This window comes from Corynebacterium gallinarum (assembly GCF_014837045.1).
GTDB classification, from domain to species: Bacteria; Actinomycetota; Actinomycetes; order Mycobacteriales; family Mycobacteriaceae; genus Corynebacterium; species Corynebacterium gallinarum.
On record NZ_JACSPR010000001.1, the window covers coordinates 428,625 to 447,327 of the forward strand.

The window sequence follows — 18,703 nt, forward strand, 5'->3', positions numbered from 1 at the left end:
CCCATGTCCCATCGATTCCGTTCTGCCGTGGTGGCCCTGTCCACCGCAGCCCTGCTCAGCGGTGTCATAGCCACACCAGCCCAGGCACAGTCAGAAGTCCCCGCACCCCAGTTCACCACGGAGATGCTCTCCTCCGTCCTGCCGGAACCCATCCAGAGCGCCCTCTGGCTCCTCTTCGCAGTTCCGGTGATCGGCAGCTCGATCCTCTCCTCTGCAATCGGTATCCCGCAGTGCGGGCTGCATGACACCCGCGCCTGCTAGTCCCCCACAGACAACCGCGACCCCCGCTGCCACGGTGCGTGGTGGCGGGGGTCGGGGCGTCGATAAGCGCGGTCAGACGCGATCGCGGTGGCGGGGAAGGAAGGACAGTGCCACCATGGCCAGGCCGAGGGCGAGGTGCAGCCAATTGTTGGCATCGCTCAGAGGTACGAAGTTGGCGGCGGAATCGAAGTCGATGATCAGGCCGTAGACGAACAGGCCCAGGTAGATGACGCCACCCCACAGCAGGAACTGACGGGCGGCGTTCGGGGTGCGGGCCAGGGCCACGCCGGCGACGCCGAAGAGCAGGTGCACGATGTTGTGGAGGATGGACACGTGGAAGATACCCAGGAGCATGGCATGGCCCTCGTGGCCTGCGAACTGCAGGTCACCCAGGTTCTGGGTCAGGCCGGGAATGAAACCGGCGATGCCGACCAGGAGGAAGAGAACTCCCACAACGAGGGCGGCGATTTGGACGGGGGTGCGCTTGGCGGAGGTGGCGGTAGTGCGTGTGTCGGACTGGGTAGGTATTGACATGTCTGTACCTTTCGTGTCGGCCGACCGCGGATTCGACGGAGGATCGATTCGCGCATCAGTGACGAGGCACATGCCGCGAGGTGAAGCAGGTTCTCATGCGCCCCAGGCGTCACTGTCACGGCATGACCAGCGTAACAATTTACTGAAATAGTTACTATCAATAAATAGTTCGTGGTACGAAAATCCCCGCTGCCACGGTGGGTGGCGGCGGGGCATCGACAAGCGTGTTGCGGGCATTTAGCCCTTGTAGTCGTCCCGGGACAGCGGACGGGTCTGCTCGACGATCTTGAAGCGGTCCTCCATGTCCTGGGCATCATCGGGATCGTCGACCACATCACCCACGACACCGAGATCACCACCGATGACCACATTGCCCGGGATGCGGATATTGCCGTCCTCGTCGTGCTCGAGGGCCGGGATCGGCAGCGGGTTGCCGTCCTCGTCATACCCCGGCGCGGGGCGGGACTGATGCTCCTCGAGTTTCTCCGGGGTGTCGGTCTTCTCCCACTTACGGGTCTGCACACGACGGGTGGCCGCGGCATCCTCACTCATGCCCTTGAGCAGGGAGTACATCATGATGAACTGCACCAGGAAGAACGGGAAGGCGACGATGATCACCACCTCCTGCAGGGTGGCGATGCCGGATTCCGGCGAGATGATCAACAGGGATCCGGCCACCGCGCCGATGGTGCAGGCCCACATGATGCGGTAACTGGTGGGGGTCTTGTTCTCCTCACCGGTGGCGAACATGTCATTGACCAGGGCCGCGGAGTCGATGGAGGTGATGAAGAAGATCACGATGATCATGAGCGCGAACGCGGACACGATACCCGTCAGCGGATAGGCGGCCAGGAGGTTGAACAGCGCGGCCGGCACGTCACCCTCCACCACGACCGGTTGGGTGAGGTAACCGGGGTTGTTCAGCTCCAGCTCGATGCCCGCGCGCCCGAAGATGGCGAACCAGATCACGCCGAAGATGGCGGGCAGCGCCAAGGCACCACCGATGAATTCACGGACGGTGCGGCCACGGGAGATGCGGGCGATGAACATGCCCACATAGGGTGACCAACAGATGGTCCAGGCCCAGTAGAATACGGTCCACTTACCCTGCCACCCGGGATTGTCCTGGAAGGAATCGGCCCAGAACATAATGTCCGGCAGCCAGCCGGCGTAGATGCCGAAGGCCTCCACCACAAACCGGATCAGGGTGAGGGTGGGGCCGGTGAGCAGGATGAACACCATCAGTGCCACAGCCGCGGCGATGTTGATGTTGGACAGCAGTTTGATGCCCTTCTCCAGACCGGAGGCCACGGAGATACACGCCACGATGGTGATCACCAGGATGACCAGAATCTGGGTCCAGGATGCGATCGGGGTGCCCCACAGCTTGTTCATGCCGGAGTTGATCTGCAGCACACCCAGGCCCACCGACACCGCAATGCCGAAGGTCGTGCCCACGATGGCGAGCACGTCGATGAGTTTGCCCGGGGTGGAGTAGATGCGGCGACCCAGCAGGGGCGCGAACACCGACGACAGGCGCGGCGGCAGTTTGCGCTTGTAGATGAAATATCCCAGCGCCAGACCCGGCAGGGTCATCACCACCCACATGTGGATACCGAAGTGATAGAAGGTGAACGCGAAGGCCTGCTCGATGGCAGCCTCACTCATCGGCTCCTCATTGACCATGGGCACATTGAAGGCGTGGTTGATGGGTTCGGCGACACCCCAGAACATCAGCACCGCACCCACACCACCGGCGAACAGCATGGAGAACCACACCACCAGCCGGTGCTCGGGTTCATCATCATCATCGCCGAGTTTCACACGCCCGTAGCGGGAGGCGAAGATGCCGATGAGGAAGACGAGGATGAGGGACACACCACCGACATACATCCACCCGAGGTTCTCCAGCAGCCATCCGGCCACCGCACTGAATCCCTCGCGGGCGGTATCCCCCAGGATCACGGTGGCAACCACGAAGGTCACGATGATCCCCACGGACAGCAGGAAGATGAAGGGGTCGGACTTCAGACCCAGAAAATGTTTCTCTTCAGGGTCCTGCGAGATCGTTATTTTTTGGCTCATGTCACTGTTTTCGTCTAGAGGACAAGGAAAATAGATAACCGAAAGCCTATATCAGTGACTGATGTCACCGTTTCACCAACCCGTGTGACAACGCGCCGAGGCGGGTGACGGTGATGCCGGAGTTGCGCTCCATCAGCAGGTCAGCGAGCTCATAGGGTGGGGGTTCCACGCCCCGGGGCAGGGCCACCACATAGGGCTGGATCGATCGTATCCCGGTGGTCTCCGCGCGTTCGGTGACATGCGCGGGCAGCAGCGCCACATAGGACCGCGGGGTCCGATCGGACCACAGCTGTACCGTGGCCAGCTCGGTGATCGGGAAGGACACCCCGGTCCGGGGGATGTGGACCTGGTCCCCCACCACCAACACCGCTTTACGACGCCGCCACCACACCACGAGCATCGACCCCAGGGCGGCAACCAGTCCGCACGCCGGGGCGACGGCTGCAATACCGAACAGGGTGCGCATCGTCCCCGTCCCCTCATTCCAGCCGTTGAGGAAATACAACAGAAACGGCAGGCACATGAGTACAAACAGCACACAGGTCATCATCGCCCTCGACGTGAGGAGCGCCCTGGTGCCCGTGCGGACCTTGACAGCCTTCATGGGGATTTATCGTATCCGTGTCAGCCCAGAACCACCGAGATAATCACCATTATGGGGAAGGAAACCAGTGTGGAGACCACCCCTGTGTCCCTGGCCATCGTCTCCGAGGTCCGGAATCGCAGGGCGTAGGTGTAGACATTCTGGGCGGTGGGCAGTGCCCCCAGCACCACCGCCGCCATCAGTGCAGTGCCCTCCATGCCGAAGGCCCGCGCCAAGGCGTAGGCGATGATGGGATGCAGGATGTTCTTGAACGCCGCCGCCAGGAACACATCCCGGCGCGCCACCTCACCCTTTTGCAGGATCCGGGCATGCGACAGGGACAGCCCGAAGACCACCAGTGCCAACGGCACCGATGCCCCGGCCAGCATGGCCACGGGCTGGGCAATGACGGTGGGCACATCGAGCTGTGCCAGGGACACCACGATCCCGGCGATGGCCGCCAGCACCATGGTGTTGGACAAGGGGGTGAGGATGAGGTTCTTCACCAGGTTGGTGCTGCGCGGGCCGTGGACCAGATCCAGGGCGGTCAGCGTCACCGGTGCGTAGAACGCCACCTGGAAGAGGATGACGGGCACGACGACCGTGAAATCATCCAGCACATAGGCGGCCAGGGGAATACCGAGGTTACCGGCATTGGCGTAGGAGGACGCCAGCATGCCCACGATGGAATCCGCCGTGTCCCTGTGCAGGATGAACCGCATGAGCAAGAAGAACAGGACGCCGACGATGAGTGCGGACAGGGCGATGACCACGAAGTTGGCGGAGAAGATCTCCGCCGGATCAGCCTCGGTGACTTTGTCGAACAGCAGCGCCGGGGTGGCCACGTAATAGACGAACAGGCCCAGGGGCCGTTGCGCCCCCTTACCCAGCGCACCGGTCCGGCCGAGGATGACACCGACACCGATGACGAGGAAGACCACGGTGAAACCTAGCAGGACCTGTTGCATAGGTGGTTATTCTGCCACGCCGTTGTCTCGGAGGATGTCCAGGATGATCTCCGCGATGTGGGTGGCAGTGGTGCCGGTGCCCTGTTCGATCTGGGTTCTGCAGGAGAACCCATCGGCGATCACATGGCCTGTTGCCTGTCGGACCTTCGGGAACAACTCCCGCTCCCCCAGGGCGAACGACATCTCCGTGTGGTCCTTTTCGAATCCCCAGTTACCGGCCAGGCCACAGCATCCGGTGGCGATCTGTTCCTCATCGATCCCCAGTGCCTCCAGCAGGAGGGCCGCATGGTGGGGATCCCCCAGGGACTGTTCATGGCAGTGGACCTGCGTCAGCGCGGTGGTGTTCGCGGGACGCAGTTTGTCTTCCTCGACCAGCCGGCGGATCCCGGGTGCGATGAACTCGGCGAAGGAGGTGGTCAGTTCCGCCAGACGTGCAAGGTCCGGGTTGTCCACCAGACCGGTGGTCTCATGGGTGAGCATGACGGTGCAGGATGGTTCCAGACCGATCACGGTCAACCCCTGATCCAGATAGGGTTTCATCACGCGGGCTGTGTGTTCCAGCACCCGGCGTGTCATACCCAGCTGCCCGGTGGAATGCCAGGTCAGACCGCAGCAGACAAAACCATCGGGGATGACCACGGTGTACCCGAGTGACTCCAGCACGGTGATGGCTGCCCTGCCCGGTCCCGTATCCAGGTTGGTGGTGAAGGAATCCGGCCATAACACCACGGTCTCCCCGTTGCGCTGTGTGCGGGGATGTCTGCGCAGGGGTCGGCGGGCGAAACCGATCAGTGGGCGATCCGCCAGACCACCGAGTCGTCTGATCACCGGGGTGATAACGGGGGAGGACAGGGAGGCGTCGATAAGCGTGGGCAGGCCGGGGACCTTGTGCGCGAGGTGCGCCAACAACGGCAACCACCCCATCACATAGTGCGCCCCGGGGCGCACGCGCCCCTTGTAGTGGTGGTGGAGGAACTCGGCCTTGTAGGTGGCCATATCCACATTGACCGGGCATTCCGAGGCGCAGGCCTTACAGGACAGGCAGAGATCGAGGGCCTCATGGACCTCCTCGCTGCGGTATCCCCCGGTGACGGATTCACCGCGGAACATCTCGGACAACACCCGTGCCCGACCGCGGGTGGAGTGCACCTCATCGCCGGTGATCTGGAACGACGGGCACATGGCACCTGATTCCGAACGGCAGGAGGACACCCCCACACACCGGTTGACGGCGTTGACCAGCGATCCCTGATCATGCTCGAGCTTATGAACAGGCGTGATGGCCAGTGCGCGCTGCCCCGGGTCCATCCGCAGACCCCGGGTGATGGGATCAGCCCACACCAGCACACCGGGGTTGAAGATACGCTCGGGATCGAAGATGAGCTTGAACTGCTGGAATAATTCGCGCATCTCCGTGGAGTACATGCGATCCAACAGCGCGGACCGGGCGCGGCCATCGCCGTGTTCACCCGACAGGCTTCCGCCGTAGGAGGTCACCAGATCGGCGGCCTCATTCATGAAGGCGTGGAAATTCACCACCCCCTCCGAGGTGGCGAAGTCGAAGCTGATCCGCACATGGACGCATCCTTCCCCGAAGTGCCCGAAGGGGATGCCCCGGTAGCCATATTTATCCATCAGCGCGTACAGATCCCGGAGGTAATCAGCGAGGTGCTCCGGTGGCACGGCGGAATCTTCCCAGTTGGGCCACGCCTCTCCCCCGTCGGACAGGCGGGTGACGATGCCTGCCGACGATTCCCTGATCCGCCACAACTCGCGCATCTCGCCCGGGTCGTGGGTGACGTGATGATCGATGAGGGGGGCAGTTGAGGCGGTGCTGACCACAAGCTGCGCGCGGTCGAGTGCCTCCTCGAGGGTGTCGCCACCGGTTTCGCAGTAGAGCCAACCACCGGTGGGAATACCCCGACGATTGCCCGGGAGGGTGTCACCGGCTTCTTCCTGCCCCTGCTTGGCCCGCAGGGCCGCCAGGAGATCACCGCCCATGCCCTCGATGGTGGCCACACCCGGTAGGCGGAGCGTATGGGCGACGCGGGCGGCCTCAAACACGGTGTCAAAGGCCAGCACCGCCAGCGCCGTGCGTTTCGGGGTGGGCACCAGCTTCACCGTGAGCCGGGTGATGATGCCGATTGTCCCCTCGGATCCCGCGATGGCCCGGGCCATGTGGGTGGCCAGATAGTGGAGCCCGTAACCGGAGACCTGGCGGGGAAAACGCCCGAGTTCCCGGTCGATGAGGTCCGCATGATCCGCTGCCAGCGCGGTGAGCTGGGCGTGGATATCCGGATCATCACACCCGGTCTCACTCACCGTGACCTCCCTGCCGTCGGCGAGCATGAGGGTGACATCCACGAGGTTGTCCGCCGACGTGCCGTAGGCCACCGAATGCGACCCGCACGCATTGTTGGCCACCATCCCGCCGATGGTGCACCGGTTGTGGGTGGAGGGATCGGGCCCGTAGGTCAGTCCGAGGGGGGCGACGGCATCACGGAGGGCATCACACACCACACCGGGTTCGATGGTGGCGGTGCGGTTCTCGGGATCGATGTCCAGGATGCGGTTGAAATACCGCGAGGTGTCAATGATCAGGCCCTCCCCGATGGCGTTACCCGCCACCGAGGAGCCCCCACCCCGGCCCACGATGGGCCATCCCTTGGCCACGGCCACCGCGATGGCATCACGGATGTCCTCGACCGTCCGGGGTTCTGCCACCGCAGCCGGCACCCGACGGAAGATGCTGGCATCCGAGGTGTAGGCCGCACGCGTGGTCATGTCGGTCCGCAACCCGGCCCGTGATTGTTTCGCGTAGACCTCCGGGCTGAGTCGGTCGAACCTGATGGTGTGGGTCATGGGTACCTCGCTGGGGTTGGCGCTGCGGTCTGGGCTGGCGACGGAGCAGGATCAGAACAAAATGGTGCTGCCAGTAACATGTTAGTCGGTCGGGTCGGGGCATGTGGGATACTGAGGAACATGTCTGCAGGGAAGGTCTTTCGCGAGCGTTCACTCACTGAACAGGTCATGGACTATGTCCGGGATGCCACGCTCGATAAAACAATGGTGACCGGTGAGTGGTACAGCGTCTACCAGCTGAGCGAACAGCTGGGCATCTCCCGCTCCCCCGTACGCGACGCACTCCTCCGCCTGGAGGAGGCCGGCCTGATCCAATTCACCCGCAACCGGGGCTTTCAGATCGTGGAAACCAAACCGTCCGATGTTGCGGAGATCTTCGCACTCCGGCTGGGCATCGAACCGCCGGCCGCCTACCGGGCCGCGTTGTTGCGAACAGACGAGCAGCTACACGCCGCCCACGAGACGGTTGACCGCATGACCGCCTCCATGAACAAGCAGGATGAGGAGGAATTCTTCGTCCACGACCGCATCCTCCATGAGCAGATCATGATCATGGGGCAGTCCCAACGTGGTGCCGGGCTGGTGGAGAAACTGCGGGGACATACCAGGATATTGGGGGCATCCACCGCGGGGTCCAAGCGAACCCTGGCCGATATCCTGCGTGAACACGAACCGATCCTGGAGGCGATCAGCCGCGGTTCCGCGGAAATCGCCCGCGCGTCCATGCGGGAACACCTGCAGGTCACCGGCAGGCTCCTCCTTGAACAGGCGGTGGAGAAGGCCGGTGAGGGTGATGTTGACGTCATCTGGGAGCAGCACACGGCAGGGGTATAGCCCCCTTCCGCGTCGGGAACCGCCGACGCGGCCGGCTGACATGTTATATGCGACCCCTCCGTGCGCAATACGCATGCGGGGGTGTCCGCAGAAACGCACCTGGGGTGGTCTCCTTACATGTTCGCCCACCCCACCGACTAACCTCTGCTTCATGAGGAGAGCGCGCCCCGAGGTGTCATTGCTGCGTCTGGTGACCCTATTTCTGGCTCTCAGCCTGGGTGCCGCGGGGTGTTCCGCCGGGTCCACCGCTTACCAGGTGCCACCGGAAGTGGATCAGTCCTCCATCGTGGTGGCCACCACCTCCGCCCCGGCATCCCTGGATTTCACCAACACCTCCGGTGCCGCGATCCCCCAGGCCCTGATGACGAATGTGTATGAGGGACTGGTGCGCATCACCTCCGATGGCGAGGTGGAACCGTGGCTGGCCACTGGGTGGGAGATCTCCGAGGACCGCCTGACCTACACCTTCACCCTGCGCGAGGGTGTCCTGTTCAGCAACGGCTCTCCGTTCACTGCCGACAGTGCGAAATTCTCCATCGACCGGGTCCAGACCGACTGGACGAATGGGCTGAAAGCCGGGATGAACGTGGTGGAGCACACCCGGGCACTCGACGATCACACCCTGGAGGTCACGCTCTCCCGCCCGTCGAATCAGTGGTTGTGGAACATGGGTACCGCCATCGGGGCGATGATGAGTCCGGATGGCGTCGACAAGCTCGCGACCGACCCGGTGGGTACCGGCCCCTACACGGTGACGCACTGGTCGGTGGGGCGCGCGATCGGGTTCGCCGCGCGCGCGGACTACTGGGGCTCCGCGCCCGCCAACGACGCCGCCACCATCCGCTATTTCAGTGACGCCACCGCCACCACCAACGCACTCCAGAGCGGGGACGTGGATCTGATCTGGGCCATGCAGGCACCGGAGCAGCTGGCTGTACTGGATGATTACGAGGTTGCGGTGGGCACCACCCAGGGTGAGCTGTTGCTGTCCATGAACAACCAGCGCGCCCCCTTCGATGATGTGCGGGTACGGCAGGCGGTGATGTTCGCGGTCAATCGGCAGGCGGTCATCGACACCGCCATGGAGGGCTACGGCACCGACACCGGCGGAGTCCCGGTCCCACCGACCGACCCGTGGTTCGAGGAATCCGACCTGTACCCCCACGACCCCGACCGGGCACGCGCACTGCTGGAGGAGGCCGGCGCGGTGGGTGTGGAGGTGACCCTATCCATCCCCAGCCTGCCCTATGCCCAGAACGCCTCGGAGATCATCTACGCCCAATTACGGGAGGTGGGTTTTGATCCGGTCATCGAATCCACGGAGTTCCCGGCCGTGTGGTTGGCTCAGGTGATGGGTCAGAAGGATTACGATATGTCCCTGATCGCCCATGTGGAACCCCGTGATGTCCCGACCCTGTTCAGTGAGGGTTACTACCTGGGGTTCTCGCACGCACCGACCCAGGAGCTGCTGGCACGGGCGGACCAGTCGGACAATGAGGTGGAACTGATGCGCCAGGCGGTGGACAACATCATGGAGCAGGCCGCGGCCAACACCCTGATGAATGTGGCCAATATTGTGGTCATGGACCCGGCCATCACCGGCGTGGACCCCAATGTGGTCTCCGGGGCATTGTCGCTGGGCAGCATCGGCCGGGCACCGTCGGGAAGCCAACCATCGGGAAGCGAACCGTCGGAGGTCCAACCGTGACGCTCGCCAGAACCACCACCATCACCCTCGTGCGGTACCTGGTGACCATCTGGATCGCCAGCATCATCATCTTCCTGCTCATCCGAGTCATCCCCGGGGATCCGGCTGCCGTCGCTCTCGGTGTCACCGCCACCCCGGAGGCCATCGCCCAGCTCCAGACCCAGCTGGGCACGGACCGCCCCCTGGTGGCCCAGTACCTGTCCTGGATCGGTGGGATGATCACGGGTAACTTCGGAACGTCCCTGAGCTCAGGGCAGGATATCTCCCCGCTGATCATCGACCGTCTCCAGGTCAGTCTCATCCTGGTGGGGTGTTCCATCGTGTTGTCGCTGCTCATCGCCATACCGCTGGGTGTGTTGGCGGCCCGGCGCGGTGGCGCGGTGATCTCCGCGGTCAGTCAGATCGGCATCGCGATCCCCAGTTTCCTCGCCGGTATCCTGCTGGTCTCCGTGTTCGCGGTGGGACTGGGTTGGCTGCCGGCCAACGGGTGGATACCACCGAACCAGGACTTCGACGGGTTCCTGCAGCGTCTCATCCTCCCGGTGCTGGCCCTGACGGCGGTGCAGGCATCCATCCTCACCCGCTATGTCCGTTCCGCCGTGGTGGATGTGATGGGTGAGGATTTCATGCGCACCGCCCGCTCCAAGGGCATGTCGCTGGGCCGGGCGCTGCGTGTGCATGGTCTGCGCAATGCCGCGCTTCCGGTGCTGACGGTGACCGGGGTGCAGTTGACCTCCCTGGTCATCGGCGCTGTGGTGATCGAGCAGGTGTTTGTCCTTCCGGGCATCGGGTCGATGCTGCTGGAGTCGGTGTCCAACCGGGACCTGACGGCTGTGCAGTCCATCGTCATGGTGCTGGTGGTGTTCACGCTGGTGGTCAACATGGTGGTGGACCTGCTCTATCAGGTGCTCGACCCGAGGATCAGGAGGTGACCGGGATGGCTATGGAACAGCAGTCAGCCAACACGGCAGTCAACACGGCAGACAACACCCGCTCCCTGTTCACCCGTCTGCCGTTGTCGGGCCGGATCGGTGCCGGGATTGTGGCCGCGGTGGTGGCCATGGCCATCGTGTCGGTGGTGTGGACCCCCTATGACCCGATCCAGGTCCACCCGTCGGAACGGCTGGCGGGATCATCGTGGTCGCATCTGTTCGGTACGGACCGCTATGGGCGTGATGTGTTCTCGCAGATCATGGCGGGGTCCCGGATCACCCTGTTCGTCGGGCTCGTCGCCGTGGCGATCGCCGGTCTGCTCGGCACCCCGTTGGGCATACTCGCCGGTATGCGCCGGGGTTGGGTGGAGACCTTTGTCATGCGGGGGGCTGATCTCATGCTCGCCTTCCCCGCCCTGTTGCTGGCGATCGTGTCCGGGGCGGTGTTCGGGGCCTCCACGCTGAGTGCGATGGTGGCCATCGGTGTCGCCGGGATTCCCGCTTTCGCCCGTGTGGCCCGGGCCGGCACCCTGCAGGTGATGAGCCGGGATTTCGTGCTGGCGGCCCGCAGCGCGGGAATCACGTCGCCGGTCATCGCGGTGCGCCATGTGTTGCCCAATATCACCAGCATCCTCATCGTCCAGGCGTCGGTGGCCTTCGCCCTGGCGATCCTCGCGGAGGCGGCTTTGAGTTTCCTCGGGCTGGGCACTCCTCCCCCGGATCCCAGTTGGGGCCGGATGTTGCAGACCGCGCAGGCCTCCCTGGGGGTCACGCCCATGCTGGCGGTGTGGCCGGGTGTGGCCATCGCCGTGACGGTGCTGGGATTCAACCTGCTGGGTGATGGTCTGCGTGACGCCACCGACCCGAAACGTGAGGTGGGCCGTGCTTGAGGTGAGCGATCTGAGCATCGGTGACGGCCTGGTGAAGGATGTCTCCTTCACCATCGCACCCGGCGAACGGGTGGGCCTGATCGGTGAATCCGGGTCGGGTAAGACCCTGACGGCGCTGGCGATCATGGGGTTGACCGACCTGCCGCGGTCCGGCACTACGCTTGTTAGCGGCATCCCCTCCTGGACCCACCGTGGGAAGAAAATCACCATGATCTTCCAGGAACCCATGACCGCCCTCAATCCGCTCATGCGGGTGGGTCGCCAGATCGAGGAGATCATGCGCATCCACGGTGTGGGCAAGCGGGAGGCGCGTGAGCGCACCGCCCGGATGGTGGAGGATGTGGCCCTGCCGCAGCGGGCGCTACGTGCCTACCCGCATGAGCTCTCCGGTGGTCAGCGCCAGCGCGCCCTGATCGCCATGGCGATGGTGAACAACCCGGATGTGCTCATCTGCGATGAACCCACCACCGCACTCGATGTCACGGTGCAGCAGCAGATCATCGACCTGTTGCTGCGCCTGGCGGACCAGCGGGGTACCTCCCTGTTGTTCATCACCCATGATCTCGGCCTGGTGGCCCGCACCTGCCAGCGGGTGATGGTGATGCAGCAGGGCCGGATCGTCGAACGCGGCCCGGTGGCAGAGGTGCTCGCGACCCCCTCCCATGACTACACCCGCACCCTGCTGTCCGCCTCCCGGCTGGACACCCCCGTCATTGTGGAGAACTACGGCGAGACGGTCGTGGAGGTCAACGAGGTCAGCAGGATCTTCCGGAAGACGACGGCGCTGGACTCGGTGTCGGTGACGGTCCGCTCCGGTGAGCGGCTGGGTGTGGTCGGTGGGTCCGGCTCCGGCAAAACCACCCTGCTGAAACTGCTGGCCGGCCTGGATGAGCCGACCTCCGGCACCGTCCGGGTTCAGGGCGGAACTCAGATGGTGTTCCAGGATCCCCTCTCCAGTCTCAATCCCCGGATGCGCATTGCCGATATCGTCGCCGAACCACTCATCGGGTGGTCGGCCGCACAGAAGCATGCCCGTGTGGTGGAGGTGCTCGGTGAGGTGGGGCTGGGACCGGAGGTGCTGGGCCGCTACCCGCATGAATTCTCCGGTGGGCAGCGTCAACGCATCTCCATCGCCCGGGCCCTGGGCCCGAAACCGGCGATCCTGCTTGCCGACGAACCCGTCTCCGCCCTGGATGTCTCCGTGCGCAAACAGGTCCTCGACCTCCTGGCCGACCTTGTGGCGGAATACGGCATCACCCTGGTGTTCGTCTCCCATGATCTCGCCGTGGTCCGGCACGTGTGCACCAGCGTGGTGGTGATGGATCAGGGCCGGATCATCGAACGCGGACGGGTGGATGAGGTCTACGCCGATCCGCAGCATGACTACACCCGGACCCTCCTGGAGGCGGTTCCCCGGCTCTAAGCCTGCCCGTGAACACCAGGTCAGACAAACCGCCCGGCGGATGCCAGCGACAATGTGGCCACCGTGTCATGCAGGGGTCCCCCACTGCGGCCCTTGCCCAGTTCCGAGGAGACCAGTTCGATCTCGCTGACATGCCAGTCGGGGCCCTCGTAGACAGCCAGGGCCCGCACCAGGTCGGGGATCACCGGATCCCACCCCCGGATCCGCATGCGCTGGGAGGGCCGGGCGACGGTGAGGTGCGCGCGTTGCCGCTTGCGTTCCGACGGGTCCAGCAGACAGTCGGCCATGAGTGCGCGCAGCGCGCGGGTATCCCCGCCGATGCCCATCCACAGATTCTTGTTGTTGAAGGACCCCGCACCCTTGAGCCGGATGGTGAAATCCTCATTCATCCGTGCGGCCACACTCAGGTGGTCAACCAGGTCCTCCACCGCACCATCGGGCTGCTCCCCGTAGAAGGCCAGGGTGATATGCCAGTTGTCGGGGTCCCCCCAACGGAGTTCGCCGTGGAGCGGACGCAGGGTCCGGACCAGGTGTTCTGTGACCTCCGGGGGCGGTGTGATCGCGGCGAACAGTCTCATGTGCCCATGATAGCGGGGGTTCCATCTACCGGAAATGAACAACGGCACCCCGACATCCATGCGTGGATGTCGGGGTGCCGAACCACCGGGTGCCGGTGGGAGGAAGACTGCTAGGAGGACGTGATCTGCAGAAGAATGTCAGGGGATAACACGTGTTCCTCGGACACCTCGAAGATCTGGTTCAGGTACTCGACCTGAGCTTCGAAATCATGTGCGTTCATCATTGCAGATCATCATAGACCCAAAATCGTCTTTGTACACCCACTACCCCGGCCATGGCGATGGGAGGGAGGCGTCGACAAGCAACCGGTCAGCCGACCGCAACCTTCTCGGGTACCGCAACCGGCTCCATGGGGCGGTTGCGCACGATCGCGGTGTAGACCGCGCCGGTGATATTGTGCACCACCGCGGCCACCGCACCGGGGAGCGCCGCCTCGGGGCTGAAGAACCGGCCCGCCATACCGGAGGCCAGACCAGCGGACTGCGTACCGATCTCAATGGCCATGGTGCGGTTGGCCGGCTCACTGAAGCGGAACAGACGACCGGTGTAGTAACCGAGCATGTACCCCAGCACATTGTGCACAATGACAGCGACGAAGACGATGAACCCGACGGAGAGCAGGCGCTCCGCGTTGTTGGCCACCGCCCCGAAAACAACACCGCCGATGCCCAGGATGGACAGCCACGGCAGCACCGGCATGATGCGGTTGATCCACCGGTTGAGGAACACGCGCAGTGTCAGGCCGATGATCACCGGCAGCAACACGGTCTGCACCAGCGACCACGCCATGCCCGCGCCGTCCACCTCGGTGGCGGTGCCGGAGAGCAGGAGCATGAGTATCGGGGTCATGATCGGTGAGACCATCGTGGATACGGACGTCATGGTCACTGACAGGGCAACGTCACCGCGGCACAGGAACGCAATGACATTGGAGGAGGTACCACCTGGCACCGAACCGAGCATGAGCAGTCCGACCGCCAGCGCCGGGTTCAGACCCATCATCTTGGCCACCAGCACCGCCAGGACCGGCATGATCACAAACTGCGCGACCACACCGATGAACACCGGCAGCGGGCGCTTGAGCACCATCTGGAAATCCGGGACTGTCAGGGTCAGGCCCATGGTGAACATGATGATGGTGAGGAAGAGATTGATGTAGTTCGTCAGCGGCGCAAAGGTCGCCGGGAACAGGAACGCCGCGATGGCGCCGATGAGGATGAAGGCGGGGAACGCCACCACGATGAGTGTGGCGGACCGGTTCTCCTTCTCCTCCCCGGCGGGATCGGGGACGGGCGTGGGGGAAATGTGTCCGGACGGGACATGAGTCATGAAGACCACTCCAAAGCATGGGTTCTGAGGGGGAAAGACCGTGCTGATGGGTGGGCACAGAGAAAGGGGGAATACTGCCCTGGTGTGTGGCTGCACATAGTTTAGTCATTCAAAACGCCGGAGGCGATTCGTGTCTACCATTGGCACTATGACTGATCTCATCACTTCCGGCCCATTCACACTGTCCCCAGTGGGAGCCCACCTGACCTCGGTTGATTTCAACTCCGGGGAGGTTTTGTTCCTCAGCTCGAGAAGTAAATTTGGTGAGGGAAATGCCATCCGTGGTGGCGTCCCGCTTGTTGCACCGTGGTTCGGCACGCTGCTGGGCAAGGAGCCCCAGCACGGTTGGGCGCACACCACCGAGTGGGAGGTCATGGAGGGTGACCAGATCAGTGCCGGCCTGGTCCACGAGGGCCTGGAGCTGCAGTTGACGCTCTGGCGCACCGAACTGGGTTTTGAGATGAACCTCGGCCTGACCAACAAATCGGACATGACGGAAATCGTCCAGCTCGCCTTCCACCCCTATTTCCGCGTCGCCGATGCGGAGAAGACCACCGTCACCGGCGCAGAGGGCACGGAGATCCTCGACCGCCTCACCGACGAGATCACCACCCAGGACGGGCCCATCACATTCGACGGCCTGTACGACCGCGTGGTGCTCGGTTCACCAGATATGCTTATCGACGATGGCTCCCGCACCATCGAGGTCATCGGCCGTGGTCATGACGCGACGGTGGTGTGGAACCCCGGCGCCGAGAAGGGCGCCTCCATCGACGACCTGGGCGATGGCGAGTGGCGTGACTTCGTCTGCGTCGAACCCGCCCTGCTGGGCCAGGACCTCAAGGGTGTCGAGGTCGAACCCGGTGATTCCATCAGCATCGGCATGGAGGTGAAGGTGACCCCGAAGAACTAGTCACCACTCCGGGCATGAAAAGCAGGTGGCCACCCCATGGGTAGTGGGGTGGCCACCTGCTCTTTGTCTGCCTTACAGCATCAGGGCACCAGGGGTGGGATCGCCACTGCTGGTGCCCTGGGAGGTCTTACTTGATGCCGTGGAGTTCCTTGAACTCGCGGCGACGGGCATGCAGGATCGGCTCGGTGTAACCGGCCGGGGACTCGGTGCCCTTGAGGATCAGGTCGCGGGCGGCCTGGAAGGCAATGGACTCGGCGAAGTTCGGTGCCATGTTCAGGTAGTTCGGATCACCGGCGTTCTGCTCATCGACGACCACGGCCATGCGCTCCAGCGACTCGATGACCTGCTCCTCGGAGACCACACTGTGGCGCAGCCAGTTGGCCAGGATCTGGGAGGAGATGCGCAGGGTGGCGCGGTCCTCCATGAGGTCGATGTCGTGGATGTCCGGGACCTTGGAACAACCAACGCCCTGCTCAACCCAGCGGACGACATAACCCAGGATGGACTGACAGTTGTTGTCCAGTTCCTCACGCTTCTCGGCGTCGGTCCAGTTGGTGTCGGCGGCGACCGGAACATCGAGGATCTTGCGCAGGGACTCGCGGCGGCCGGCGGCACGCAGCTCATCCTGAACCTTGAACACATCGACGCGGTGGTAGTGGGTGGCGTGGAGGGTGGCACCCGTCGGGGACGGAACCCAGGCGGTGTTGGCACCTTCGCGGGGCTGGCCGATCTTCTTCTCCAGCATCTCCCCCATCAGTTCGGTCATGGCCCACATGCCCTTGCCGATCTGCGCCTTGCCCGGGAGTCCGCGCTGGATACCGGTGTCGACGTTGTTGTCCTCGTAGGCCTGCTTCCACGGTGCGGTCTGCATGTCGGCCTTGCGGACCATGGCGCCGGCCTCCATGGAGGTGTGGATCTCATCGCCGGTGCGGTCCAGGAAGCCGGTGTTGATGAAGGCCAGTCGGTCGGCGACCTCCATGATGCAGGCATCCAGGTTGACGGAGGTGCGACGCTCCTCGTCCATGACACCGACCTTGAGGGTGTGGCGTGGCAGGTCGAGCAGATCCTCCACGCGGGTGAAGAGCTCGTTGGTGAAGGCGACCTCCTCCGGGCCGTGCTGCTTCGGCTTCACAATGTAGATGGAGCCCTTGCGGGAGTTCTTCCTCTTGTTCTGCGGGGCGATGCCCGGGATCGCACAGACCGTGGTGATGATGGCATCCATGATGCCCTCGTAGATCTCCTCACCGTCAACGAGGATCGCGGGGTTGGTCATGAGGTGACCGACATTGCGGACAAACAGCAGGGAACGTCCGTGCAGGGTGAGCTCCGCGCCGTTCTTGCCGATGAACACGCGGTCATCGTTGAGCTTGCGGGTGAAGGTGCGGTCGCCCTTGGCCACCTCCTCGGTCAGTTCACCGGTGTTGAGCTCGAACCAGTTGCGGTAGCCGAGGGTCTTGTCCTCCGCGTCGACAGCCGCGATGGAGTCCTCGAAGTCCATGATGGTGGTGATGGCGGATTCGAGGATGATGTCCTTCAGGCCGGTCTTGTCCTCCTTGCCGATGGGGTGGGTCGGATCGATCTGCAGCTCGATGTGGAGGCCGTTGTTCTGCAGCAGGATGGAGGTGGGGTCCTGGAAGTACCCGGTGAACCCGAGGTAGGCGTCCCGGTCCTTGAGGCGGTAGACACCGTCATTGACATGGGCGGCCAGCTTGCCGTCGGTGATGTTGTACTTCTCCACGTCGGCGTGGCTCGCACCGTCGAGGGGCAGAACGGCGTCGAGGAAGTCGCGACCCCACTGGATGACCTTCTGGCCGCGGACCGGGTTGTACTCCGCGCCACGCTCGGCGCCGTCCTCGTCCGGGATGGCGTTGGTGCCGTAGAGGGCATCGTAGAGGGAACCCCAGCGTGCGTTGGCGGCGTTGAGGGCGAAACGGGCGTTGAGGATCGGGACCACCAGCTGGGGGCCGGCTGTGGTGGCGATCTCGGAATCGATGTTCTGGGTGCGGATCTCAGCCGGTGCGGGCTCATCGACGAGGTAGCCGATCTCGCGGAGGAAGGCTTCGTACTTCTCCGGATCCGGCTTACCCGGGTTCTCACGGTAGTACTCGTCGAGCTGGGCCTGCAGCTCATCGCGGCGGGCGAGCAGTTCACGGTTGCGTGGGGTCATGTCACGGACGATGTCCCCGAAACCATTCCAGAAACGCTCGGCATCCACACCCACCCGTGGCAGAACGGACTCGGTGAGGAAGTCGCGGAGGACTTTCGCCACCTGCATTCCACCGACGGTCACGCGTTCGGTCTTGTCAGCGGCGTCAATCTGCTGATGGTTCATGCAAAGCTCCTTCGAAGCAAGAGATCGGGTGTATGCGGGCACCTATCGGGGGAGGCCCTCGCTGTGCCCCAGGGGGGAACTGGCGATGTGACCAGGTTAAGTGATAGCCATCACCTTGCCAATGGGTTTGCGAACTTTACCTTGACGCTACCCCCGCTTTTGTTTGGTCACACCAGCTCGATCGCTACAGTTTTTCCGAAGATGCACGTGAAGTGGCAAATCCTCCCCGCCGGAGGTTTCCCCAGTACAAACGTACTAGTGACGAGGATCACGGGGAAGGTTGTGGAGATGATCCTTTGCAAACTTCACAAAAGGGGTGACTACCCCCGCGCAAAACTTAAAAACCCAAATCCGTTGACGGACCCATGCCTGATGAAGCAATGTGTGAAGCACGCCACCGGAACACAGGCTGTGAATCACTCACCACGTTGTGGGGGATTCACATCACACAGTGTGCAGGACGGCACCTC

Annotated in this window: 15 protein-coding genes; 7 read left to right on the forward strand and 8 right to left on the reverse strand. The window is 63.6% G+C overall.

Going from position 1 to position 18,703, the window contains the following annotated elements; all coding sequences use genetic code 11:
• Nucleotides 1-3 precede the first annotated feature (3 nt).
• Nucleotides 4-261 (forward strand): hypothetical protein, encoded by a 258-nt coding sequence (locus tag H9627_RS01870; protein ID WP_191732318.1) that lies wholly within the window; start codon nt 4-6, stop codon nt 259-261.
• A 72-nt stretch (nt 262-333) separates the two neighbouring features.
• Here H9627_RS01870 and H9627_RS01875 read toward each other — a convergent pair whose 3' ends face one another.
• From H9627_RS01875 to H9627_RS01895, 5 genes are all read right to left on the reverse strand, one after another.
• Nucleotides 334-795: a DUF4383 domain-containing protein gene (locus tag H9627_RS01875; RefSeq protein WP_191732319.1), complete on the reverse strand. Its 462-nt coding sequence runs from the start codon at nt 793-795 to the stop codon at nt 334-336.
• 237 nt (nt 796-1,032) lie between these two features.
• A complete protein-coding gene (locus tag H9627_RS01880) occupies nt 1,033-2,880 on the reverse strand; it encodes a BCCT family transporter (RefSeq protein ID WP_191732320.1) in 1,848 nt (615 codons plus the stop codon).
• 64 nt (nt 2,881-2,944) lie between these two features.
• On the reverse strand, nt 2,945-3,484 hold the full coding sequence (locus H9627_RS01885) for a hypothetical protein (RefSeq protein ID WP_225213352.1): 540 nt from the start codon (nt 3,482-3,484) through the stop codon (nt 2,945-2,947).
• A gap of 20 nt (nt 3,485-3,504) precedes the next feature.
• Nucleotides 3,505-4,431, reverse strand: coding sequence for an AEC family transporter (locus H9627_RS01890; RefSeq protein WP_191732321.1), 927 nt, complete (start codon nt 4,429-4,431; stop codon nt 3,505-3,507).
• A gap of 6 nt (nt 4,432-4,437) precedes the next feature.
• Entirely contained in the window at nt 4,438-7,293 is a 2,856-nt protein-coding gene (locus H9627_RS01895; protein WP_191732322.1) for an FAD-binding and (Fe-S)-binding domain-containing protein, read from the reverse strand.
• Between the two features lie 120 nt (nt 7,294-7,413).
• On the opposite strand from H9627_RS01895, the gene H9627_RS01900 reads away from it, so the two are divergent.
• The 5 genes from H9627_RS01900 to H9627_RS01920 all read left to right on the forward strand — a co-directional run bounded on the left by H9627_RS01900 (nt 7,414) and on the right by H9627_RS01920 (nt 13,080).
• Complete coding sequence (locus tag H9627_RS01900) at nt 7,414-8,127, forward strand: GntR family transcriptional regulator (protein ID WP_191732323.1); 714 nt, start codon at nt 7,414-7,416, stop codon at nt 8,125-8,127.
• A gap of 151 nt (nt 8,128-8,278) precedes the next feature.
• A complete protein-coding gene (locus tag H9627_RS01905; protein WP_191732324.1) occupies nt 8,279-9,835 on the forward strand; it encodes an ABC transporter substrate-binding protein in 1,557 nt (518 codons plus the stop codon).
• Nucleotides 9,832-10,767 (forward strand): ABC transporter permease, encoded by a 936-nt coding sequence (locus H9627_RS01910; protein ID WP_191732325.1) that lies wholly within the window; start codon nt 9,832-9,834, stop codon nt 10,765-10,767. Before H9627_RS01905 ends, H9627_RS01910 begins: the two co-directional genes overlap by 4 nt.
• 128 nt (nt 10,768-10,895) lie before the next feature.
• Nucleotides 10,896-11,657, forward strand: coding sequence for an ABC transporter permease (locus H9627_RS01915; RefSeq protein WP_225213413.1), 762 nt, complete (start codon nt 10,896-10,898; stop codon nt 11,655-11,657).
• Nucleotides 11,608-13,080, forward strand: a complete 1,473-nt coding sequence (locus tag H9627_RS01920; protein WP_191732326.1) for a dipeptide ABC transporter ATP-binding protein — start codon at nt 11,608-11,610, stop codon at nt 13,078-13,080. Before H9627_RS01915 ends, H9627_RS01920 begins: the two co-directional genes overlap by 50 nt.
• 20 nt (nt 13,081-13,100) lie before the next feature.
• Here H9627_RS01920 and thpR read toward each other — a convergent pair whose 3' ends face one another.
• Both thpR and H9627_RS01930 read right to left on the reverse strand, forming a co-directional pair.
• Nucleotides 13,101-13,658 carry an RNA 2',3'-cyclic phosphodiesterase gene (gene thpR / locus H9627_RS01925; protein WP_191732327.1) on the reverse strand — a complete coding sequence of 186 codons (558 nt, stop codon included), beginning with the start codon at nt 13,656-13,658 and terminating at the stop codon, nt 13,101-13,103.
• 310 nt (nt 13,659-13,968) lie between these two features.
• Entirely contained in the window at nt 13,969-14,988 is a 1,020-nt protein-coding gene (locus H9627_RS01930; RefSeq protein WP_191732328.1) for a bile acid:sodium symporter family protein, read from the reverse strand.
• Between the two features lie 148 nt (nt 14,989-15,136).
• Between H9627_RS01930 and H9627_RS01935 the strand changes: the two genes are divergently transcribed.
• A complete protein-coding gene (locus tag H9627_RS01935; RefSeq protein WP_191732329.1) occupies nt 15,137-15,901 on the forward strand; it encodes an aldose epimerase family protein in 765 nt (254 codons plus the stop codon).
• A gap of 127 nt (nt 15,902-16,028) precedes the next feature.
• On the opposite strand, the gene glcB is transcribed toward H9627_RS01935, so the two are convergent.
• Entirely contained in the window at nt 16,029-18,233 is a 2,205-nt protein-coding gene (glcB, locus tag H9627_RS01940) for a malate synthase G (RefSeq protein WP_191732330.1), read from the reverse strand.
• Nucleotides 18,234-18,703 lie beyond the last annotated feature (470 nt).